The following is a 20,851-nucleotide window of genomic DNA, read 5'->3' as shown; positions in this document are numbered from 1 at the left end:
ATCGAATTGATGAGCCGGGAAGACATAAGATTCACGGCGCCGGGGAAAATTCTGTGAATGCTAGCCCAGATCGGCTTGGAGACGGCGGAGGTAGGCGTCTAGCATCTCGCGGCGCACGAGGTAGCTGACGAACTTTCCCTTTCGCACCGACTGGACAAGTCCGGCGACCTCCAGCTCTTTCATGTGGTGGGAAAGCGTGGCCGGACTGATGTCGAAACAGTCGCGTACCGAGCTGCACTCCATCCCGCGCTCGTGATCGCTCAATCGCTTGAGGATCTCGTAGCGGCGAGGATCGGCGAGAGCCTTGCCAATAAGCAGAACCTGCTCTTCGGTGAGCGCGAGTTGTTTTGCAACCGGCATGGGATCGATCTTAGCGTGATGCACGGAGAGGCGGCTCGGATTCGTCCGGGCCAGATCTGGTTTTATCCAGCCAGATGTGAGTCGCCCCCTTCCCGTCCGCACACCCCGCCATGGCCGGCTGCTTGTGCTGGTGGCCCTTGTTTCGCGCGTTTCGAATAAATCGGTTGTTGCGATTATTTCGAATAACAATTACTATGTCTCGTGGAGGTAAAAACGATGCTTGGCTCTACGATCACGATGCCTCCATCCGAAGAAGAACAAATACAGGAACTCCACCGCGTTCTGCAGCTAGGAGCCCCTGCTTTATTTGGATCTGATGGAGAACGGCTCGACCTACCGGAAAGCGTGTATCAAATTCTGAAAGATGTGGTCCGGAATATGCGCGCCGGCCGTGCAATCACGATCATTCCCGAAAAACAGCAACTCACAACACAGTCTGCCGCAAACCTTCTTGGGTTTTCGCGACCGCACCTTATCAAGCTGTTGGAAGCCGGCGTTATCCCATTTCAGAGAGTCGGACAACACCGTCGGATTTTATTAAAAGATTTGGTCGCTTTTCAGAAAAAGAGAGATGCTGAACGCCGGACTGCATTAAATAAGCTCGCCCAAAAAGAATTTGAGGCTGGCGCCTACGAAGGGACCGGAATACCCGAAGGAGAAAGCGACGAGTGAAAGCCGATTACCCTGCTGTTCTGGATGCGTGTGTTCTCCCGCCTATGCCTTTGGCGGACACGCTTCTGCGAATGGCAGAGACACCTCGGCTTTATCTTCCAAAATGGTCGAATGAAATCATGGCTGAAGTCACCCGCAATCTCACTGGCGAGCCATGGAAGAAAACACCCGCTCAGGCAAAACATCGGGTAGATACGCTCCGCGCGCATTTCCCTGAGGCCTGGATAGAAGGTTTCGAGCCACTCATCGACCTGATGAAAAATGATCCTAAAGATCGCCACGTTCTAGCAGCTGCGGTTAGTTCGGGAACCAAGTTAATCGTGACCTACAACGCGAAAGATTTTCCGGCGAGTTTTCTGCAGCCGTGGGGAATTGAACGCAAAGGTCCATCTACATTCCCCATTCACCTGTATGAGCTGGCCCCTGGGATCGTCGCTCGGAAATTAAGGCGAACAGGCTCAAAACATAGGTATTCCGCTGGAAGATTTGCTTAGAAAACTCCAAGTGAATGTTCCCAGCTTCGTGGCGTTTTTCTGTGAGGAGCAGAGGATCGAGCTCTGAGTAGCCAGTATCTTTTCTTCTTTTCACTCGAAAACTCGCTCTGGACTCGAAGCAGGGTCGGGATGAGATGATGGAAGCACGGACCGAAGCGGGGCCGTTGCGCCATTACCGACCGAATGCATCGCCGCACCAGGCTCACGATCACTATCGTTGCTGTTTTCTTGCTGCTGTTGTGCGGCGCCATTTACCTCCGCAAAAAAGCGCCTCCGGAGGCTGCCCGCCTGCTTCCCGAATCCGATGGCATTGTTTACCTCAATCTGCGGCCGCTGCGCGCGGCAACCCATCTGGAGAAGCATCCGGTACAGCAAGCCCCCGACTACCAGCAGTTCATCGACGCCACCGGCATCCAGCCGGAGCGCGACCTGGATGAAGCGGCCTTCGCACTGCATCGCATGCCGAATCCCAAAGGCCCGAATGGCCCGGTAGCGTTCTCCGAGGTCTTCGTGGGCCATTTCGACGGCAGGCGGCTGGCCCACTATCTGCAGGGAGTGGCGGCGTCGACCGATACCTACGCCGATCACGAGATTTACAACATCCCCAACGAGGGACGCACCGTGCGCGTAGCGCTGCTCGGATACGACATGGTCGCAGTGAGCAATACGCCGTCCGAAGAGCAGATTCATTCAATTCTGGATCGCTACAAGACCGCAGCGTTGCCGTTTACCGGATCGTCCGTGCTGGCCAGCCATTATGCAGACGTGCCGCTGCTATCACTCGCCTGGGGCATCGGGCAGATCGGGCTTCCGCTGGGCGATGAAAGCGGCAATCTCCAGGTGATGGGCATGTCATTGCCGCTCACGTTGGACGCGACCTTCGTGGCCTCGCTAAGCTGGACCGGCAAAACCCGGCTGCGCGTCGAGGAGATTGCACCGAACGAAGCCGCCGCGAAAACTTCTGCGGATTCCATCGGCACGCTGCTCAATTTCGTGCGCAGCGCCGAAGACGGAGCGCAGGCAGGCGCAGTTGATCCCGACACCAAGGCGTTGCTGGACAGCGCTCAGATCGAGCATCACCGCAACCGGGCGGTGTTGACGGCAAGTATCCCGTCCGGGCTGCTGCAGAAGCTGGTGAGTGCGCCGGTAGAGCTGCAGAACGAAGGGGAATCCCGAAACCGACCGCCGGGGCAAAATTAAAGGCGTCCATTGATCGGCGTGGCTCGTCCAAAAAGTGACAGCTGGCGCTGCGTGCGTTTAGGCTTCTCTCCAGAAAACGTTCTTCATCCAAGCTGCCATCTGCTCTTTTAACCTCTCAAATGTCTGACTAGCTTCACGGAGGAATGCATGCCGAGGAATCACTCGACCCGATATCTGCAGATCGCCCCCATCGCTCTGGGGTTGTTGCTCTGTACCATCCAGCCGCTCATAGCCCAGGATTCAACCGCCAAACCACTCACCGGGCAAGACGCGTTCACTGACTACACCAAGGAAAAGCCGGGAACCGCCCGCAAGCTTACCGTTGCCGACCTGCCCGCTCCCTACGCCACCAAGGGCGTAGATAACGGCGCTCCGATGGTCAAGCGGCCGGACGGCGCCATGCCGCAAGCTCCCAATGGGTTCAAGGTGAGCCTGTACTACACCGGGCTCGATCAGCCGCGGCTGATCCGTAAAGCTCCCAACGGCGACCTGTTTGTCGCCATCAGCTACTCCAACAAGATCATGGTCTTTCGCGGTGTCGACGCCGACGGCAAGCCCAAAGAGGTTTCCACCTTTGCCGAGAACCTGAGCCAGCCGTTCGGTATCGCGTTTTATCCGGCGGGACCGAATCCAAAGTGGGTGTATGTCGGAAACACCGATGCCGTCGTTCGCTTTCCCTATAAGAATGGCGATCTGAAGGCGTCAGCAGCGCCGGAGAAGCTGGCCGACCTGCCCGGCGGCGGCAAGCTGCGCGGCGGAGGCCACTGGACGCGCGACGTCGTTTTCTCGAAGGACGGCAAAAGAATGTTCGTCTCGGTGGGTTCGCACTCCAACGTGGATGACTCCGACACACATCCAGAGGAATTCCACCGCGCCGACGTGCTCGAGTTCACTCCGGAAGGCAAGTTCACCAAGGTCTACGCCTCTGGAATCCGCAACTGCGTAGGTGAGGCGATCAATCCGACGACCGGACAGCTGTGGTGCTCGACCAACGAGCGCGACATGCTCGGCGACAACCTGGTTCCGGACTACATCACGCATGTCCAGGAGGGCGGCTTCTACGGCTGGCCCTGGTACTACATGGGCAGCAATCAGGACCCGCGGCACGAAGGAAAGCATCCGGAGCTGAAGGGCAAGATTCTGGTGCCGGACGTCCTGCTGCAGCCGCACTTTGCCTCCCTCGAAATGACCTTCTACGAGGGATCAGAATTCCCTGCCTCCTACAAAGGCGACGCCTTCGCGGCGGAGCATGGATCGTGGAACAAGGCAGCTCGGGCCGGCTATGAGGTGATCCGCGTTCCCTTGCACGACGGCAAGGCAACCGGCGCGTATGAGGACTTCCTCACCGGCTTCACCACGGACGATGGACACGTATGGGGACGCCCGGTAGGCGTGACCGTAGGTGAAGACGGCTCCCTGTTCGTGACTGATGACGGGTCGGGGTCGATCTGGCACGTGACCTACGCCGGGCAGTAAGCTTCGTTAGTCAAGAAAGACAGAGGCCGCCTTTTGGGGCGGCCTTTGTCTTTCTTGAAATTGTGTTTAGCTAATTCCCACATCTCAAAAGCGAGATGCGGGGCACCCGGTGTACTGTGACGGTCTAAATTCCTCACAGAGATGCCATGCCTAGAGTAAGTTCGTCATGGCGCGAAGCGCGTGTGCCCGAACGGCTAGTTCCCGATACCGCTTTGGCCGCCGTTGGCGCTGGCCAGTTGGTCCATGGTCTCGCGCAGGTACTTGTGCGGATTCACCGGAGTGTTCCGGATGCGGACTTCGTAGTGCAGGTGCGGACCGGTGCTGCGTCCGCTGGTTCCGACGTAGCCGATGATCTGGCCGCGCTTGACCTGCTCGCCGGAGGTGATGGCAAACCCGGAGAGATGGCCGTAGAGAGTCTGAATTCCGTTGCCGTGATCGACCAGGATTTCGCGCCCGTAGCCGCTGGCCAAGCCTGCCGTAATCACTATGCCGTCGGCAGTGGCGCGTACCGGCTGGCCAAAGCTCGAGGAGATATCGATGCCGGAGTGAAAGGCGCCTTCCCCATTGAACGGATCCTGACGCTCGCCGAAAGAGCTGGTGATGGGACCGACTACCGGCCAGAGAGAGGGCGCGTCGGCGAGATTCAGCCAGCTGTCTCCGCCATTGCTGTTGGGCGAGAGGCCGATCTCGAAGGCCCGCGACAGCCGCCCGGATAGCGCAGTGGTGCGCAGCGAGGCTAACTGGTCGAGACTCGCGGTATAGGCAGCGTCGGTGAAGTTTCCATTGGTATCGACAGAAACCGTCGGGGCTGTGGCCGCGCTCTTGGCGAGCTTGCTCTGCTTCAAGCCATAGAGAGCGGTCACTTCGCTGGCCAGCGAGCCAAGCGATGCGGCCTGCACCTCTTTCTGGTGCGCGACCTGCTCCAACTGCTGATAATCCTTGCGCAGCGCCTCGTGCTGGGAGCGAATCTGGTTGAAGCTGGCGGTCTTCAAAAGCATTCGGCTATAGGAGCCGGCCATGCCGGTGATGGTGAATACGCCGACGATGGCGGCTGCCGCGAATACGTATGCGTAATGCAAAGGGACCGGGATCTTGCGGAGTTTGCCGTTCTCTTCCGACGCGACAAAGATGATGTAATAACGTCTGCGCAAGTGCTACCTACGGGTAAATCAGATTTTTTCGTCACATTCAGGAAACTCTCTCGCCCGAGAAATACTCAAAGGTTCGAGGAGAGCCCTGCTCGATCGGGTGTTAGCTTCGATAATTTTCCTGATCTTTTATTGAAGCTAGCAGTTGGCCTCAGGCGGGTCAACCGAATGGCGGACATTTGCAGGTAAGATTTTTGTCTCCAGGTTGTTGCTCTGCCGGCCTCCGGATTCCGCTAAACAATTCATTTCACTATTATTAACCCTCCACGCTGGTAGAAATGCCAGACGGGTGTTGGCCGCGCTATGCTAGCGAGTGCCATGGCAAAAACGTCTTCCAATAACCAAAGGAACGTGAAGCAGCACATTTCTCACGAGAGCGGCGAGCGGGCTCTGATCGCGGCCATCCGCTCCCGTGCCGGCCGGTCAGGTGGCGGCGGCCTGCGGCTGGGAATCGGCGATGACTGCGCGATTTTGCGGCCTCCGGCTGGTCACGAAATCGTTGTAACTACCGATCTTTCCCTGGAGCAGGTTCATTTCCGGCGCGACTGGCATCCGCCGGAATCGGTAGGACACCGCTGTCTGGCTCGCGGGTTGAGCGACTTAGCAGCCATGGGATCGAAGCCTCTGGGAGCCTTCCTCTCTATCGCGCTCCCTCCCGAGCTGACGATCCGAGAGAAAGGAAAGAGCTGGCTGGATCGCTTTCTGGATGGCCTGCTGGCGCTAGCGGACCAAGCCGGTGTTCCACTGGCCGGCGGCGATACAGCGCAATCCCCCTCTCTCGCTGCGCGCGGAGGAATGCAATCCGGGCTGGCAGCCGCGGACATCGTGCTGGTGGGCTCAGTGAAGCAGGGCCGGGCACTGCTGCGATCAGGCGCGCGAGCAGGAGACAAGATTTACGTCACCGGAAATCTGGGCGGCGCAGCTGCCGAGCTGCTGGCTATCGGCCGGCATCCGGAAAAATTCGCCGGGGCGCACAAGATGCAAGCGGGACATCCGCATCTCTTCCCTGCTCCCAGGATTCTAATTGCCAGCCGGCTGGCGTCCGCGCGGAGGATTCACTCCGCAATCGACGTAAGCGACGGCCTGTCGACCGACCTGGCGCACATCTGTGAGGAGTCGGGCGTGGCAGCGGAGATCGATGCCGAGGCCATCCCCATCCACCCGCTGGCACTGCAAGCCGAGCTCGACGGATGGGTGGCATCGGCGCTGGGCTTGGCCCTGCACGGCGGCGAGGACTACGAGCTGCTGTTTACCGCGGCGAAAGGGGTGCAGATTCCAAGGCGTGTAGCCAGCGTTGAGGTGCACGCCATTGGCCAGATTGTGGCACGAAGGGGACGGCGGCCAAGTATCGTGCTGCGGCAGCGCGACGGCAAAACGACAGCACTGGAATCGGGCGGGTGGGAGCATTTTTCGGCGCAATGATGGCTTCCTCATTCATCCATCCGGACTTTCCGCACCATTGGACCGCAGAGATCCTGCCCCAGCGCCCCCTGATTCTGCCCAAGCGGCAATTCGTCTACCCCCGGCAGGCGGAAGAGGTGGAACGCGGAGCTCTCGAGGTGCTGGTGCGGCCCGCGGAAGGGGAACCATTTCTGGCGACCTGCGCGCTTGGCTTCGCCGATCCGGCCGCCCCGAGCGGCATCTGGAGCTGCCCAAATCCGGAGTGGGTTTGCGCCGTCTCCGGCGGCTATGCGTACCTGATCGACACCACTCTCCCAGAGCACTTCGCGCAGATCGAGTACCGCCCGGTGCTGGAAGTGCGAGGGTTACCGGAACAGAGATTGCTGCTGTTTGTGGGGCATCACTCGCTGCTCGCCTGGGGCGAACACGGCAAGGCATGGCAGACGACGCGGCTTTCCTCGGAGGGCGTGACCGTCACAGACATTGAGGGCGATGTGCTGCGGGGGATGGGCTGGGACTTGATGAGCGATGCGGATGTTCCGTTTGCGATTGATTTGCGAACCGGCGAGCGAGTTGATCCCTCACCTTGAGCATCGCGGCGCCCTGTCTTTTCAGAGGAGGAAATGACGGGAGTGAAATCCCACATCTCAGAATCGAGATGTGGGGCACCCCTAGCTCGCTTTTTTGCCGCGCTTGGGAGCGATGGCCTTCTTGAGAGCCTCGTCGATGCGGGCCTGCCAGCCGGGGCCAAGCGACTTATAGTGATCGACCACCTCCTGCGACAGGCGAAGCGAAATCAGCTGCTTGGTGGGCGCTTTCTGCGGTCCTCTCCGGTTGGGACGGGTGATGATGGCGCTGTCAAAATATGCTTCCGTCGCGGCTTCATCATTCGGATCGTAAGGGCCGTCTTCGGGGTCGTAAGGGATCGGCGCGTCTTCGGCGATATTCCGCCGTACCCGCTCCCAGTCAGTCTGACTTTTTATGCCACTCATACTCCCGCCTTTCTATGCGCGAAGATGCGCGGAATGAGATAAGCCGGACGTTATCCCCGCGGACAACGTAAACCAGAGTCAGGAAACGCCCTTCGGCTTCGACGATGGCTATGTCCAGCTTGCGATCCTCGCCGAACCGTGGCGATGAAAACGTCACTTTATCTGGATTGTCGTAGACCAAGTAAGCGTCAGCGAAATCCAAACCGTGCTTGGCCAGATTCGTTTGGCGTTTGCGTTCATCCCAAACGATCATGGCTGATTGTAGCTACGATCTGTCTAGCCGGCAAAGCTATTTTCCTGAGACTCTTGCCCGACGCTGTAAAAGCTCAACGCTGCGTCTCCCTGTTTGAGCAGCCGATAGCGATGCAGCGATCCATATTGCTCGGCGAGCTCGTGCTTCTTGATGTGTTCGGCGATGACAATGGCTTCGGGCGCAAGAATAGACACACATTCGCCGCCAAGAAGCGTGAGCGCGTTCTCGTATTCCTTGCCATCGGCATAAGGTGGATCGAGAAAGACGATGTCGGCCTTCTTTCCTGCTGTCGCGAGACGCTTGAGCACAGCCGCGGCGCTGCGCGGTTCGAGCGCGTAGCCACCTTTGATCCCGAGCGAGGTGAGGTTCTGGCGGATGGCTTTCAACGCCGGCTCCGCATTCTCGACGAAGACAACCTCGCGGGCTCCGCGGCTGATGGCTTCGACGCCAACCGCTCCCGAACCGGCGTAGAGATCGAGGAAGATCGCGCCTTCAATACGGGGCGCAAGCACGTTGAAGAGGGTCTCCCGCAGGCGGTCGCTGGTGGGCCTGGTGTCCAGGCCTTTGGGGGCGATGAGAGGACGGGATCGGTAGATTCCAGCAATGACACGCATCGATTTCCGATGGTATGCCATTCGGAGGTGTGGAATCCCGCGCCCTCAATCCAGACGCGAGACGCCCCATGCTGATCTTCGGCAACCTATCGGACAAGGTTACCGCCGCTGGATGCGGAACTAGAATTCCATCTCCGGATCCGGGAGTTGAAATCGCGACCCTCTACAATAGAACAACAGCAGAAAGGTGAAGGCCGAGAGCGATGCGAGGGTGGTCATTTCCATTAGGTAAGTGGTTCGGCGTAGACCTGCGCATCCATACGTTCTTTCTTTTGCTGCTCGCCTTTTGCCTGCTCTCGACCAGCGTTGCCGGAGTCGCCGCGTGGCGCGGATTCATGCTGTGGATGCTGCTGCTGATGGTGGTCTTCGTACGCGAGATAGCACGCCTGATCCTTGCCGCGTATCACGGCTTGCAACTGCGCAGCGTTCTGCTGCTGCCCATAGGCGGCCTCTTCTCCTACGCCAACCCGGAGAGCGCGGAGCGGGCCACGGGAGCGCGCCTCCAGCTGCTGCTCGCCGTAACCGGGCCGATCGCCAATCTCCTTTTCGCGGGCACCATCGCTGGACTGATCGCCGGATCCGCGCCGGGTGTTCCTCTGCTCGCCAGGCCTTGGATTACGCCGACCCACCTGATGCGGTCGACGATCTGGCTCAGCGCCATGCTGGGACTTTTGAATCTGCTGCCGGCCTATCCGCTCGATGCAGGACGCGTGCTGCGCGGCTATCTCGCCCGCACCCGCGGCCAGGCCCAGGCCACAAGAGCGGCTTCGGGACTCGGCCAGGGCTTTGGCATGCTGACCATGATCGCGGGGCTCGCGCTGTTGGCGCTGCCGAATACCGGGCTGGCGGCGGGATTGAGTCCGTGGCTGATCATGGGCGGCTTCTTCGTCTTCATCGGCGCGCAGCTCGAAGATCAGGGCGTAATGTTCCAATCTGTGGTGGAGACGGTGCGCATGAAGGACGTAATGCTCACCGAGTTTTCGACCATGTCTCCTTCGGACACCCTGGCCGACGCACTCTACAAAGCGATTCACAGCCTGCAGGATGAGTTCCCGGTGGTGCGCGGAGCCAACCTGGTAGGCGTGGTGTCGAAGCAGGGAATTCTGCAGGCGCTGCGCAGCGACGGCAACGGCTACGTGCAGTCGATCATGTCACGCACCTTTCAGGTGGCCGAGCCGGAAGACTCGCTGGGACTGATGATCCGGCGCATTGCCGGCGGACGCATGTCACTGGTGCCGATCGCTGATGCCGGCCGCATTGTGGGCATCGTGACCTGGCAAAACCTCAGCAACAGCATGGGACTGCTGGCCGAGCATCGACGGTTTGAACGGGAGAGCTGAGTTTTCACATCTCAAATGCGAGATGTGGGGCTCCCGAAATCTCGGCAAGGCCGGGAACATCACTCGCTACGCTCGCCAAAGATGACATTTTTCTTCTCTGAACATGAGTGATTCCCTAGACAAAATGCAGATGAGCGGTTCCGACAAAGACGCGCGTGAAGCTGCATCGCGGCCTTTGGCGCCGGGGCTCTATCTCGTCGCAACTCCGATTGGCAATCTGGAAGACATCACGCTGCGCGCGCTGCGCGTGCTCAAATCCGCCGACCGCATTGCCTGCGAAGACACGCGGCAGACACAAAAGCTGCTGAACTACTACGGCATCACGACTTCGACCGTCAGCCTGCACGAGCATAACGAAACGGAGCGGACGGTTGAGCTAGTCGAACTGCTGAAGTCGGGCGGGCGCATCGCCGTCGTCTCCGATGCGGGCATGCCGGGGATCTCCGATCCGGGAACGCATCTGACGCAGGCGGCCATTGACGCAGGCGTGGCCGTGTATCCGGTGCCAGGCGCGAATGCAGCGCTCAATGCGCTGGTGGCGTCGGGCCTGGATACGCAGCGATTTCTCTTCGAGGGGTTTCTACCGGCAAAGATGAACGCACGCCAGCAGCGGCTACAGGCGCTGCGCGCTAGCTTGACGGAGCCGCTGACGCTGGTGCTCTATGAGGCTCCGCACCGGGTGCTGGAGACGCTGGCCGACGTAGCGGCGGTGTGGGGAGGGGCCTGCCGCGTGGTGCTGGCGCGCGAGTTGACGAAGCTGCACGAAGAGTTTCTGCGCGGATCGGTAGACGAGGTGCTCACGCAGCTCAAAGAACGCGACCGCGTGCGCGGCGAGATGGTTTTGCTGGTCGAGGCACAACCCGCCGATAAAGATGCGGCCACGGCCGAGATACCGCTGATGGAGCGAATCGCTGCGCTGGAAAAATCCGAGGGCCTGAGCGAGATGGATGCACTAAAGAAGATAGCCAAGGAACGCGGGGTTTCGAAGAGCGAGCTTTATCGAGAGCTGCAGCGAGTACGGCAATCTACGCCGCGACACGCGCGAACCTAGTCTTTCGCGCGGGTCTTTCTTACTCCCGCATCTCAGGTGCGAGATGTGGGGCACCCTCTCGGAGTGAGCATCCGGCCTTTCGCCTCATGCGTTCTGGGCAATCGCCACTCGGGGTATCCCCTGCAGGTCGGCGATGAACTCGACACCGCTCCAGCCCTGAAGCAGATCGGCGATCGCATCGCGCTGGCCTTGTCCGATCTCCATCATGAGCCATCCGCCCGGCTTGAGTAACGCCTTCGCTTGCGGAATGAGGCGGCGGTAGATATCGAGCCCCGACTCGCCGGCGTAGAGCGCTGTCGATGGCTCGTAGTCGCGCACCTGCGGCTCCAGCTCTTCGGTCGTAGCAACGTAGGGAGGATTGGAGACGATGGCGTCGAAGCGCTCATCCTGCGCGGCCGCCAGCAGATCCGATTCGCGAAAATCGATGCGAGCGGCAACGTTGTGGCGAACGGCATTTCCCTGTGCGACCGCCAGGGCTGCGGGCGAGATATCGAGCGCAACGATGGTTGCCTGTGGCAGCGAGTGAGCGAGCGCAATGGCGATGGCTCCCGAACCGGTGCCGATGTCGGCGATGCGTATTGCCCTGTCATGCGGGAGGCGGGCTAAAGCCGCTTCGATAAGGTGCTCGGTTTCAGGGCGTGGAATGAGGACTGTCGGGCTTACCTGCAGAGCCAGCCCGAAAAATTCCTGTTCTCCGATGATGTACTGGATGGGTTCGTGTTGCGCGCGGCGAGCGATTTTTTCTTCGTACGCAGCGAGTTGTTCTGGCGCGATCACATCCCTGGGATGGGTGAGGAGCCAGGCTCGATCTTTGTCGAGCGTGCGCATGAGGAGAAGCTCGGCGTCTCGGCTTGCAGTCGGCGAAGGATCGAGCCGGTTCGTCCCCATTTTGATTGCTTCACGGAGTGTGATGGAATCGTTCATTCGCTTGGTTTGCCGGGCGAAAGCGGACCCTGTCGGGAGCGCGTTCTCCCAAATTTCGCTCAGGACGGAACCTTTCACGACTTGTTGCGGCAGAATCCCACATCTCAAGTGCGAGATGTGGGGCACCCGGTTGAGTGACAACCCCAGCGATACAGCCCAAACCTCGAGTCGTCACGCCACCGCTGCAAGCATCGGCAGGAATCGGCGCGAAGCGCGTACCGCCGTGCGCGGAGCACCCTAGGCTACGGCTTCGGCTTCGGCCTTCAATCTCTCTGCGTTGAAGTGGCCGGTGAGCGCGTCGACGACTGGCTGCAGCCGGCCTTCCATTACTTCAGAGAGCTGGTGAATGGTCAGGCCGATGCGGTGGTCGGTGAGGCGGTTCTGAGGAAAGTTGTAGGTGCGGATCTTCTCGCTGCGATCGCCAGAGCCCACCTGCTGCTTGCGCTCCTTGGCTTGCAGCTCGTGCTGGCGCTCCATCTCTACTTCATAGAGGCGCGCGCGGAGAACACGCATGGCCTTTTCGCGATTCTTGATCTGTGATTTCTCATCCTGGCAGCTGACCACGGTATTGGTGGGCAGGTGCGTGATGCGGATCGCGGAGTAGGTGGTGTTCACCGACTGGCCGCCGGGTCCGGAGGAGCAAAAGGTGTCGATGCGAAGATCCTTGGCTTCAATCTTGACATCGACCTCTTCTGCTTCAGGAAGAACGGCGACGGTGATTGCCGAAGTATGGACACGGCCCTGCGTTTCGGTTGCAGGCACACGCTGCACGCGATGCACTCCGCTCTCGTACTTGAGCTGCGAGTAGACGCGGTCGCCTTCGAAGATGGCGGTGACTTCCTTCAGACCTCCAACCGACGAGTCGGAGCTGGAGAGAACTTCGACCTTCCACCTGTGCTGCTCGGCGAAGCGGGTGTACATGCGGAACATCTCCGCAGCAAAGAGCGATGCCTCATCGCCGCCAGTGCCGGCGCGGATTTCGACCACGACGTTCTTCTCGTCGTTCGGATCTTTGGGCAGCAGCAGAAACTTCAGCTCTTCTTCGAGCTTGGGCTCGCGCTCTTCGAGCTGGGCCAGCTCTTCCTCGGCCATGGCGCGAATCTCAGGATCGCTCTCTTCGAGCATGGCTTTGGCGTCGGCGATGCCGGTGGTCACCTGTCGATATTGGCGGAACTTGTCGACCAGGTCTTCCAGGTCGCGGTGCTGCTTGGCGATCTTCTGGTATTTCGGCTGGTCGGAGATGATCGTGGGGTCAGCAAGCTGGCTGCCCAGGTCTTCATAACGGGTTTCGATCTGTTCGAGGCGTTCAAACATGGTTTTTTCTCGGGGTGCTGTTCAGAAATTGAAATCGGAAATGGGCAGACGTCGGCACTGGCAGCGGGAGCCGCTAGAGAAGTGCGCCGAGGGTGAGACTGTGCCGCATCATTAGCTATTTTACCGCTCTTTTGGATGCCGGACGCGGAGAAAAGACGCAGCCGGCGCATCTATAGTCATCTGCGGTAGCTGGGAGCCGGGTCGCGGAGAAGCGGTTAGCTAAGGTCCGGACAGCTAAAACACGGGCAGCTAAAAGGCAGTGAGCGGCTTGTGCCCAAATTACAGATCGGTTAGGAGTGGAGTTGGGTGAGTTCCTAAATTTTGCTGAGCTGAATGACGCGCTGGCGGCTACCAGCAAGAAGCTCGAAAAGCGGTCGCTGATGTCCACCTACCTGCGCGGGTTGGCAGTGGAAGACGCGGCGCTGGCAGCGCTCTATCTTTCGGGGAGCGCGTTTGCCGAAACCGACCGGCGCGGCCTGAACGCCGGCGGATCGCTGCTGTCGAAAGCTCTAGCCCAGCGTTCGGGAGCGAGCCAGGCGGCGATGAGTGCAGCCTATCGACGGCATGGCGACATGGGCGCGGCGGCGCAGGATCTGCTGGAAGCAAATGGACGAACGGGGCCGATTCCAGAAGCAGGCGGCGGCCTGACGCTCCCGATCGTCGAGGAGATCTTTGCGAGGATCGCGGCGGCGCGAGGTCCTGGGGCCAAATTGCCGCTGGTAGTCGGGCTGTTGGAAGCAGCGCGGCCGGTGGAGGCGAAGTATCTGCTGAAGCTGATGCTGGGCGACATGCGGACGGGAGTGAAGCAGAGTCTGGTCGAAGAAGCGGTCGCCGCGGCCTTCGAAACCGACGCGGCCACTGTCCGGCGTGCGTCGATGCTGATCGGCAATCTGCCCGAAGTCGTGAGGTTGGCGGCGGAACATCGTCTGGACGAGGCGCGGATGAAGCTCTTTCATCCACTGGGGTTCATGCTGGCCAGCCCGGTCGATTCGGTCGAAGAAGCAGTGGAGCGGTTTACGGAAGAGGTGCTGCTGGAAGAGCTGGCTCCGGAGGCTGCAGCTGGAGAGGAAGCTGCGCCCGGAGAGATCCCCGCGAAACGCGCAGGCCTGCCTCCGCCATCGACGCGCATTTATGGCGTCCTGGAAGATAAGTACGACGGCATCCGCGCGCAGCTGCATTGCGGAGATGCCTCCGAGCCGGGGCGCGTAGAGCTGTTTTCGCGCAGCCGGGATGACCTGAGCGCCAGCTTTCCGGAGCTGGTCGAGGCCTTTGCCGCGATTCCAGAAAAGGCAATCTTGGATGGCGAGATTCTCGCGTGGAGCCCTGTTTCCGCCGGCGGCACGCAGGGCCGGGCTCTTCCCTTCTCCGTGCTGCAGCAGCGAATCGGACGCAAGCGGGTGACGGCCGAGATGCGGGAGCAGACGCCGGTGATCTTCATGGCCTTCGACGCGATGTTCCTGGGCGATTCGCTTGTGCTGGAGGAGCCGTTGCATGAGCGAAGACTGCGTCTGGAGCGATTCGTAGCCCGCAATGCTTCTCTGACGGCGAATGCAGAAGCACGAGGGCAGGTAGAGCTCTTCGCCGAAACAGCGCCTCAGTTTGCGCGACTCATGCTGGCTCCCGCGGTGGCTCTCGAAAGCGCGGAGCAGCTAGATGCGGCCTACACCGAGGCGCGGGCGCGCGGCAACGAAGGCGTCATGCTCAAGTCGCTGAATAGCAAGTACCAGCCGGGGCGGCGCGGACTCGCGTGGCTAAAGCTGAAGCGCGAACTGGCCACGCTGGATGTCGTGGTAACGGGCGCGGAGTTCGGGCACGGGCGCCGCGCCGGCGTACTCAGCGATTACACGTTTGCAGTGCGGGATGGAGATGCGCTGAAGAATGTCGGCAAGGCCTATTCGGGACTGACGGACGCGGAGATCGACGAGCTGACGAGTTATTTCAAAGAGCACACGCTGGAAGATTACGGACACTTTCGCACCGTCCAGCCGCTGAAGGTGCTGGAGGTGGCCTTCAACAACGTGATGCGGTCGGAACGGCATGAGAGCGGCTTTGCGCTGCGCTTTCCGCGCATTCTTAGAATTCGCGATGACAAGCCGGTGGAGGAGATCGATACGCTGGCGCGGGTGGAAGAGATTTATGAGTCGCAGCCTGATAAGGGCAGCTAAGCTGCGGGTCGCTTAAAAGCGGGTCGCTCAAGACCGGGCAGCTAAGAAGCGGTTGGCTTGAGAGCGTTAGCGGTTGGCTCTTTCTGTGCGTTGCTATTGCTAGCTGAAATCAAGTCCCTCGGCTTCGCTCGGGATGACAGCTTTCTAAACTGAACTGTGTGGAATCCCACGTCTCAGAATCGAGACGTGGGGCACCCGGGGTCGTCGTTTTATTCTTACTTTTTCATGTTCTTTCGCGGATGGCGCGGTGCAGGAAATTCCTGAGCCCTGGACCATGAGCCCTAAACTCGGAACTGGTTGTAGCTGGCCGCTTAATCCCCAGCCGCCTTATCCCTGGCAAGCTTTTCGCCAACCGCTTCTTAGCTACCCGGCCTTGAGCGACCCGCTCCCTAGCTGCCTTTAGTGATGATGATGAGCGTGGGAGGTTACTGCTTCCACTGGCATCACGCAGCCGTGCGCCACCGGGCAGTTCGTATGTTCGAACTGGATGGTGGTGTGGTGGATGTGGAAGCTGGCGCGAAGGGTTCCGTTGATCTGCTCCAGGATGCGAGCGCTTTCGGAGGGCGGGATATCGGCGATGGTCACGTGGCTGGCCAGGGCATTGGTCTGCGAGCCGAGGCACCAGACGTGAAGATCGTGAACATCCTCCACGCCCTCGATCTGCTCAAGCTGAGTGCGGATCTCGGTCAACGAGAGGCCGCGCGGCGTTCCTTCGAGAAGGATATTCAGCGTCTCTTTGACGATGCCGAAGGACGACCACAGAATGAGCGCGGCGATGGCGAGCGAGAGAGCCGGATCGAGCCAGAGCCAGGGATGACCGCTGCGGCCCGTGATGAAGATCGCTGCGCCGCCGACGATCACCGCAGCCGTCGAAAGCGTATCGCCCAGCATGTGAACGAAGACGCTGCGCATGTTCACATCGTGGCTCACACGCCAGAGGAGCAGAGCGATGACCCCGTTCATAAGCACGCCGGCGGCGGCGACCAGCATCATGATGCGAGGCTGCACGACGGCCGGAGCGGCGAAGCGATGAACAGCCTCCATGCCGATCCACAGGCTGATGAGGATCAGGGTCAGTGCGTTCAGGAACGCGGCGAGCACGCCGGCTCTCTGGTAGCCAAAGGTCTTCCGGTCGGTGGCCGGGCGGCTCTGGAAGTGGACGGCGACGAACGATAGCACAAGCGCCAGCGCGTCCGAGGCATTGTGGCCGGCCTCGGAAATAAGCGCCAGAGAGTGGGCGCGCAGTCCTGCAAGCAGGGTCAGCACGACATACGCCAGAGTCGCTACGAGCGAAAGGCGGAGCACGCGCTGCATCTTGGCCGTCGAAGGGGCGTGTACGTGCATCTGCTTTAGTCTATCGGCGCAATGGCAGACGTTTCAATTTGATTGCGGCGGATTTCATATTTTGAAGTGACTATCGGGCTTGGCGAAAGCTACAGATAGCGCGCCGGCACCCGCGGCTTACGCGGAGGGCGGCGAATCGGGATGGAATTGGCGGTATTGCGCAGCCCGCTCCAGTTTTCGGCAACGATGATGCTGTTCACCGGACGATGCGGGTTATAGCGGACAGAGCATGGGAAGCCGAGCCGGCAATCGTAGATATTGACGTGCTCCTGCAGCAGGGTGACATCCTGCGAGCATTCATAGACCACACCGGCGACCTGGTACTTGTACAAAATGAGGCGCATACCGTCGGGACGGCCGCTTTCCTGAGGACCAAGATCGGAGATGTCGATGACCGTCCCATCGATGATGCGGCCGGACTGCACCAGCTCTTCGCGTCGAAGCTTTTCCAGCTCTTCTTCGCTGGGCCGCTTGCGGAGGGCGTAATAGGCGACAACGCCTCCGAGGCACAAACTGGCGGCGGCGAGGGCTCCTAGGACTTGGGGATCGCGCAGGGATAGGCCGTTCATCGGTTCACCAGATTGGTTACTTCCAAGGATAGCGCAGGATGCGTGTGAACCGGGAGACCAATCCTGCCACTTTGGCGGGACAGAAGAGATGCGGCGCGAAATAAAACAGAAACGGGAGATTGAGCTGGGCCAGAGACCGTATGCTCTTGACAAATCACCTGCGACCTTCTGCCTCCTCCCGCGTCTTGGGCACAGGCGCAGAGCAGGGAAATCCCCTGCGTTATACTTACGAGAAGAATGTCGAAACAAAGATCTTCCTTAGCCGCCGGGTCTGGCGGCAATTTCGTCTCCGCACAGAATGAAGCAGCCGGTTCCCGGCGCATCCGGTCAACGACCGTTATCTGCGTACGTCGCAACGGCAGCGTGGTCATGGCCGCCGACGGCCAGGTAACTCTGGGCGAATCCGTCATCAAGCACTCGGCGCGCAAGATCCGGCGGCTGTATCAGGACAAAATCCTGGCTGGCTTTGCGGGATCGACGGCAGATGCCTTCTCGCTCTTCAGCCGCTTCGAGGGAAAGCTCGAACAGTACGCGGGCAATCTGGGCCGCTCCGCTGTCGAACTGGCCAAGGACTGGCGCACCGACAAGATGCTGCGCAGCCTGGAAGCGCTGCTCATCGTCGCCGATCCCACACAGACCTTTCTGCTGAGCGGATCGGGGGACGTGATCGAGCCGGACGAGGGCATCGCAGCTATCGGCAGCGGCGGTTCGTACGCTCTGGCCTCGGCGCGGGCTCTGATGGAAAACACCGAGCTATCGGCGCGGGAGATTGCCGAGAAATCGATGAAGATCGCAGGACAGATCTGCATTTACACCAACGACCAGATCACGATTGAAGAGCTGAAAGGCTAGCGCAGTCAGCGATAAGACGGTTAGCAACATGCGGTTAGCGAAACCGCTGTTGGCAAAGAAGTGTTGGAGCATATTAAAACTCCCCAAGAGCAGGTCATTCAGCTCGCTGCGCTCAGGATGACAGCATTGAAGCACCTCTGCATTTCGTAGCTTCGCAGATTAAGTAGTTGAGAGTAGACACTATGGCGATTTATTTACCGGGAACCGCGGACGATCAGGGGCTGGCGCTTGACGATCTGACTCCGCGTGAAATTGTAGCGGAGCTCGACAAATATGTAGTGGGACAGAAGGCGGCCAAGCGGGCTGTGGCCATCGCGCTACGCAACCGTATGCGCCGGCAGAAGCTGCCGCCGGATATCGCCGACGAGATCATGCCCAAGAACATCATCATGATCGGGCCGACCGGCGTGGGCAAAACCGAGATCGCCCGCCGCCTGGCCAAGCTGACGAATTCTCCCTTTCTCAAGGTCGAGGCCTCGAAGTTCACCGAGGTGGGCTATGTCGGCCGCGATGTGGAGTCGATCGTTCGCGACCTGGTCGAGATCGCCATCGACATGGTGCGCGAGGAGAAGCTCGAGGAAATCGAAGATAAAGCGGAGTTGAATGCCGAGGAGCGGCTGCTGGACCTGCTGCTTCCGCCTCCGGCCGCCGCTCCGGCGAGCACTTCGACTGGGAGCACGGGGCCGCAGGTCGTTGAGGGCAACAACACGCTGACCTTCCCTTCTCCTGCCGACGATGCTCATCAACAGCCGCATGAGCAATCGCATCAGCGGACGCGGGAAAAACTTCGCCAGCAGTTCCGCGAAGGCAAGCTGGACGACCGGACGGTCGAGATCGATGTGCGCGAGCGCAATGCTCCCTCCTTCGAGATCATTTCGAACCAGGGCGTCGAGGAAATGGACATCAACCTCAAGGACGTGCTGCCGAACATCTTCGGGCAGCGCACCAAGAAGAGGAAGATGAAGGTCTCCGACGCGTTTGAGTATCTGGTCACGGAAGAAGAAGGCCGGCTCATCGATATGGAACAGGTCACGCGCACGGCGGTGGACCGCGTCGAAACCTCGGGCATCGTTTTTCTCGACGAGATCGACAAAATCGCCGGACGCGAAGGTGGCCACGGTCCCGATATCTCGCGCGAAGGCGTGCAGCGCGACATCCTGCCTATCGTCGAAGGCACCACCGTCAACACCCGCTATGGCATGGTGCGGACCGACTACATCTTGTTTATCGCCGCGGGCGCGTTCCACGTCTCCAAGCCCAGCGATCTGATTCCGGAGCTGCAGGGACGCTTTCCTATCCGCGTAGAGCTGCAGTCGCTGACGGTCGAAGACTTCATTCGCATTCTGACCGAGCCTAAGTCGTCGCTCACCAAGCAATACATCGCCCTGCTGGAAACCGAGGGATTGAAGCTCGAGTTCACTCGCGAGTCGCTGGAAGAGATGGCGCAGTTCGCCTTCCGCGTGAATGAGACGACCGAGAACATTGGAGCTCGACGCTTGCACACCATCATGGAACGGGTCCTGGACGAGATCAGCTTCGTTGCCCCGGACCTGACCAAGTCGCAGCCGCAGAACGAGAAGGATGGACTGCAGCTGAGCGCGGCGACCGACTTCGGCGCGACGGTGCCGCTGCCGGTCAGCGAGCGCGATAACGCTACCGGAGGCAAGGACAAAGTCGTCGTGATCGATCCCGAGTACGTGCGGCAGATGGTAGCAACGATCGTGAAGGACCAGGATCTGTCGAGGTACATTCTTTAGGCAGCTAAAGAGCGGGTCGCTGAAAAGCGGGTCGCTCAAGTCCGGTTGGCTAAGAAGCGGTTTGCGAAACCTGTAAGGGATAGAGCGGTTGGGGATGAGGCGGTCAGCTAAAACCAGCCTCACCACGCGCGAAAACGAAGAAGAAGAGTAAAAAGAAAACACTGAAATCAGGGTGCCCCACGTCTCGCGTCTGAGACGTGGGATTCCACAAGTTTCAATCGATAAGGCAGTCATCCCAAGCGAAGCCAGGGTTCGTTTTGAACCGACCCGGACTTGAGCGGCCCGGTTTTTAGCGATCCGCTTCTCAGCCGCCTCACATCAAATGCACCGGTGCTCCCATGCGGTCGAGCTCGCCTCTTACTTTCGTCAATCCGTACATGTAGCTTTCGAATTCCTCGGCAAGTTTCCCGAAGAACGCGGCTTCATTCTGATATTCGAAGAGATTGAACTGGGAGACGATGTAGTAGCTCTCCTTGCCGGTGCGCACCATCTCCAGGAAGGTCGCGTCGCCAGCGAACTTCGCGCGCTGCACGGCTTCCGGATACATGCCGGTCGAGAAGAGCGCGTAGTCGCCGATATGCTTGCGCACCTTGCGTTCCGCGTCGAAAGAGGGCGCGGTCCCGTGAATGGGGTCGGAGGCGGCGAGCATCTGGCCTACTTCTCTCACTGGATTGCCCTCCGCGTCGCGGATGAGGTAGAGGTTTTCGACCACACAGAATTCCGTGAGCAGGTCAGCGATGTACGAGGTGACTTCCGAATCATGGAGACCGAGATGCTCGGAGTAGCATTCGGAGACCGTCTGATGAAAGAGCTGGCGAAGCGCGTGTTCTTCAGGAATCATGCAACCCCCAATGAGGACCTCAGGTTGGCTTGCTTTCCTCGACCTTGCCGGTCTGTATAGCTTTCGGCAGAGCCGAAGAATTTC

Annotated in this window: 21 protein-coding genes; 11 read left to right on the top strand and 10 right to left on the bottom strand. The window is 59.8% G+C overall.

The genetic code is table 11. From position 1 onward, the window contains the following. Positions 1 to 60: 60 nt before the first annotated feature. Positions 61 to 360: an ArsR/SmtB family transcription factor gene (locus XX99_RS18360; RefSeq protein WP_050061148.1), complete on the bottom strand. Its 300-nt coding sequence runs from the start codon at positions 358 to 360 to the stop codon at positions 61 to 63. 216 nt (positions 361 to 576) lie between these two features. Between XX99_RS18360 and XX99_RS18355 the strand changes: the two genes are divergently transcribed. From XX99_RS18355 to XX99_RS18340, 4 genes are all read left to right on the top strand, one after another. Further along, positions 577 to 1,032, top strand: a complete 456-nt coding sequence (locus XX99_RS18355) for a helix-turn-helix domain-containing protein (protein ID WP_050060837.1) — start codon at positions 577 to 579, stop codon at positions 1,030 to 1,032. Beyond that, on the top strand, positions 1,029 to 1,526 hold the full coding sequence (locus XX99_RS18350; protein WP_050060836.1) for a PIN domain-containing protein: 498 nt from the start codon (positions 1,029 to 1,031) through the stop codon (positions 1,524 to 1,526). The genes XX99_RS18355 and XX99_RS18350 overlap by 4 nt, the downstream gene beginning before the upstream one ends. Positions 1,527 to 1,709: 183 nt before the next feature. Then, positions 1,710 to 2,726, top strand: a complete 1,017-nt coding sequence (locus XX99_RS18345; RefSeq protein WP_050060835.1) for a hypothetical protein — start codon at positions 1,710 to 1,712, stop codon at positions 2,724 to 2,726. A 147-nt stretch (positions 2,727 to 2,873) separates the two neighbouring features. Beyond that, positions 2,874 to 4,202 (top strand): PQQ-dependent sugar dehydrogenase, encoded by a 1,329-nt coding sequence (locus tag XX99_RS18340; protein ID WP_050060834.1) that lies wholly within the window; start codon positions 2,874 to 2,876, stop codon positions 4,200 to 4,202. Positions 4,203 to 4,396: 194 nt separating this feature from the next. Here the strand turns inward: XX99_RS18340 and XX99_RS18335 are convergent, their stop codons facing one another. Further along, on the bottom strand, positions 4,397 to 5,353 hold the full coding sequence (locus tag XX99_RS18335; RefSeq protein WP_050060833.1) for a M23 family metallopeptidase: 957 nt from the start codon (positions 5,351 to 5,353) through the stop codon (positions 4,397 to 4,399). 315 nt (positions 5,354 to 5,668) lie between these two features. Here XX99_RS18335 and thiL point away from each other — a divergent pair, with 315 nt between their 5' ends. Next, on the top strand, positions 5,669 to 6,772 hold the full coding sequence (thiL, locus tag XX99_RS18330) for a thiamine-phosphate kinase (protein ID WP_050060832.1): 1,104 nt from the start codon (positions 5,669 to 5,671) through the stop codon (positions 6,770 to 6,772). After that, on the top strand, positions 6,769 to 7,341 hold the full coding sequence (locus tag XX99_RS18325; protein ID WP_050060831.1) for a hypothetical protein: 573 nt from the start codon (positions 6,769 to 6,771) through the stop codon (positions 7,339 to 7,341). The genes thiL and XX99_RS18325 overlap by 4 nt, the downstream gene beginning before the upstream one ends. A gap of 81 nt (positions 7,342 to 7,422) precedes the next feature. On the opposite strand, the gene XX99_RS18320 is transcribed toward XX99_RS18325, so the two are convergent. From XX99_RS18320 to rsmD, 3 genes are read right to left on the bottom strand one after another with little or no spacing between them, the layout of a single operon-like run. Further along, positions 7,423 to 7,743 (bottom strand): BrnA antitoxin family protein, encoded by a 321-nt coding sequence (locus XX99_RS18320; protein WP_050060830.1) that lies wholly within the window; start codon positions 7,741 to 7,743, stop codon positions 7,423 to 7,425. Continuing rightward, the gene (locus XX99_RS18315; RefSeq protein WP_050060829.1) at positions 7,718 to 7,996 is read right to left on the bottom strand and encodes a BrnT family toxin; all 279 of its coding nucleotides are present in this window, start codon (positions 7,994 to 7,996) and stop codon (positions 7,718 to 7,720) included. Before XX99_RS18315 ends, XX99_RS18320 begins: the two co-directional genes overlap by 26 nt. 23 nt (positions 7,997 to 8,019) lie before the next feature. After that, positions 8,020 to 8,610, bottom strand: a complete 591-nt coding sequence (gene rsmD, locus XX99_RS18310; RefSeq protein WP_050060828.1) for a 16S rRNA (guanine(966)-N(2))-methyltransferase RsmD — start codon at positions 8,608 to 8,610, stop codon at positions 8,020 to 8,022. A gap of 203 nt (positions 8,611 to 8,813) precedes the next feature. Between rsmD and XX99_RS18305 the strand changes: the two genes are divergently transcribed. After that, positions 8,814 to 9,950 (top strand): site-2 protease family protein, encoded by a 1,137-nt coding sequence (locus tag XX99_RS18305; RefSeq protein ID WP_050060827.1) that lies wholly within the window; start codon positions 8,814 to 8,816, stop codon positions 9,948 to 9,950. A gap of 130 nt (positions 9,951 to 10,080) precedes the next feature. Continuing rightward, complete coding sequence (rsmI, locus tag XX99_RS18300) at positions 10,081 to 11,001, top strand: 16S rRNA (cytidine(1402)-2'-O)-methyltransferase (RefSeq protein ID WP_050061147.1); 921 nt, start codon at positions 10,081 to 10,083, stop codon at positions 10,999 to 11,001. A gap of 84 nt (positions 11,002 to 11,085) precedes the next feature. Here rsmI and prmC read toward each other — a convergent pair whose 3' ends face one another. Continuing rightward, positions 11,086 to 11,925 carry a peptide chain release factor N(5)-glutamine methyltransferase gene (gene prmC / locus XX99_RS18295; RefSeq protein ID WP_156186066.1) on the bottom strand — a complete coding sequence of 280 codons (840 nt, stop codon included), beginning with the start codon at positions 11,923 to 11,925 and terminating at the stop codon, positions 11,086 to 11,088. Positions 11,926 to 12,162: 237 nt separating this feature from the next. Further along, the gene (gene prfA / locus XX99_RS18290) at positions 12,163 to 13,239 is read right to left on the bottom strand and encodes a peptide chain release factor 1 (protein ID WP_050060826.1); all 1,077 of its coding nucleotides are present in this window, start codon (positions 13,237 to 13,239) and stop codon (positions 12,163 to 12,165) included. A gap of 302 nt (positions 13,240 to 13,541) precedes the next feature. On the opposite strand from prfA, the gene XX99_RS18285 reads away from it, so the two are divergent. Continuing rightward, a complete protein-coding gene (locus tag XX99_RS18285) occupies positions 13,542 to 15,404 on the top strand; it encodes an ATP-dependent DNA ligase (protein WP_050060825.1) in 1,863 nt (620 codons plus the stop codon). Positions 15,405 to 15,803: 399 nt separating this feature from the next. On the opposite strand, the gene XX99_RS18280 is transcribed toward XX99_RS18285, so the two are convergent. After that, positions 15,804 to 16,748 carry a cation diffusion facilitator family transporter gene (locus XX99_RS18280; RefSeq protein WP_050060824.1) on the bottom strand — a complete coding sequence of 315 codons (945 nt, stop codon included), beginning with the start codon at positions 16,746 to 16,748 and terminating at the stop codon, positions 15,804 to 15,806. A gap of 89 nt (positions 16,749 to 16,837) precedes the next feature. Continuing rightward, positions 16,838 to 17,317, bottom strand: a complete 480-nt coding sequence (locus XX99_RS18275) for a DUF3592 domain-containing protein (RefSeq protein ID WP_050060823.1) — start codon at positions 17,315 to 17,317, stop codon at positions 16,838 to 16,840. Positions 17,318 to 17,554: 237 nt separating this feature from the next. Between XX99_RS18275 and hslV the strand changes: the two genes are divergently transcribed. Both hslV and hslU read left to right on the top strand, forming a co-directional pair. Further along, on the top strand, positions 17,555 to 18,169 hold the full coding sequence (gene hslV, locus XX99_RS18270) for an ATP-dependent protease subunit HslV (RefSeq protein WP_082125692.1): 615 nt from the start codon (positions 17,555 to 17,557) through the stop codon (positions 18,167 to 18,169). 182 nt (positions 18,170 to 18,351) lie between these two features. Further along, positions 18,352 to 19,926 (top strand): ATP-dependent protease ATPase subunit HslU, encoded by a 1,575-nt coding sequence (gene hslU / locus XX99_RS18265; RefSeq protein WP_050060822.1) that lies wholly within the window; start codon positions 18,352 to 18,354, stop codon positions 19,924 to 19,926. Between the two features lie 313 nt (positions 19,927 to 20,239). On the opposite strand, the gene XX99_RS18260 is transcribed toward hslU, so the two are convergent. After that, the gene (locus XX99_RS18260; protein WP_050060821.1) at positions 20,240 to 20,767 is read right to left on the bottom strand and encodes a hypothetical protein; all 528 of its coding nucleotides are present in this window, start codon (positions 20,765 to 20,767) and stop codon (positions 20,240 to 20,242) included. Positions 20,768 to 20,851 lie beyond the last annotated feature (84 nt).

Origin of the sequence: Silvibacterium bohemicum, from assembly GCF_001006305.1 — a bacterium.
Lineage (GTDB): Bacteria > Acidobacteriota > Terriglobia > Terriglobales > Acidobacteriaceae > Silvibacterium > Silvibacterium bohemicum.
This window is presented reverse-complemented; position numbering and strand designations above follow the sequence as displayed.

Coding starts and splice junctions, on each gene's coding strand:
- XX99_RS18360 (WP_050061148.1), bottom strand. CDS start 360: ATGCCGGTTGCAAAACAACTCGCGCTCACCGAAGAGCAGGTTCTGCTT.
- XX99_RS18355 (WP_050060837.1), top strand. CDS start 577: ATGCTTGGCTCTACGATCACGATGCCTCCATCCGAAGAAGAACAAATA.
- XX99_RS18345 (WP_050060835.1), top strand. CDS start 1,710: ATGCATCGCCGCACCAGGCTCACGATCACTATCGTTGCTGTTTTCTTG.
- XX99_RS18340 (WP_050060834.1), top strand. CDS start 2,874: ATGCCGAGGAATCACTCGACCCGATATCTGCAGATCGCCCCCATCGCT.
- thiL (WP_050060832.1), top strand. CDS start 5,669: ATGGCAAAAACGTCTTCCAATAACCAAAGGAACGTGAAGCAGCACATT.
- XX99_RS18325 (WP_050060831.1), top strand. CDS start 6,769: ATGATGGCTTCCTCATTCATCCATCCGGACTTTCCGCACCATTGGACC.
- XX99_RS18320 (WP_050060830.1), bottom strand. CDS start 7,743: ATGAGTGGCATAAAAAGTCAGACTGACTGGGAGCGGGTACGGCGGAAT.
- XX99_RS18315 (WP_050060829.1), bottom strand. CDS start 7,996: ATGATCGTTTGGGATGAACGCAAACGCCAAACGAATCTGGCCAAGCAC.
- rsmD (WP_050060828.1), bottom strand. CDS start 8,610: ATGCGTGTCATTGCTGGAATCTACCGATCCCGTCCTCTCATCGCCCCC.
- XX99_RS18305 (WP_050060827.1), top strand. CDS start 8,814: ATGCGAGGGTGGTCATTTCCATTAGGTAAGTGGTTCGGCGTAGACCTG.
- rsmI (WP_050061147.1), top strand. CDS start 10,081: ATGAGCGGTTCCGACAAAGACGCGCGTGAAGCTGCATCGCGGCCTTTG.
- prmC (WP_156186066.1), bottom strand. CDS start 11,925: ATGAACGATTCCATCACACTCCGTGAAGCAATCAAAATGGGGACGAAC.
- prfA (WP_050060826.1), bottom strand. CDS start 13,239: ATGTTTGAACGCCTCGAACAGATCGAAACCCGTTATGAAGACCTGGGC.
- XX99_RS18280 (WP_050060824.1), bottom strand. CDS start 16,748: ATGCACGTACACGCCCCTTCGACGGCCAAGATGCAGCGCGTGCTCCGC.
- XX99_RS18275 (WP_050060823.1), bottom strand. CDS start 17,317: ATGAACGGCCTATCCCTGCGCGATCCCCAAGTCCTAGGAGCCCTCGCC.
- hslV (WP_082125692.1), top strand. CDS start 17,555: ATGTCGAAACAAAGATCTTCCTTAGCCGCCGGGTCTGGCGGCAATTTC.
- hslU (WP_050060822.1), top strand. CDS start 18,352: ATGGCGATTTATTTACCGGGAACCGCGGACGATCAGGGGCTGGCGCTT.
- XX99_RS18260 (WP_050060821.1), bottom strand. CDS start 20,767: ATGATTCCTGAAGAACACGCGCTTCGCCAGCTCTTTCATCAGACGGTC.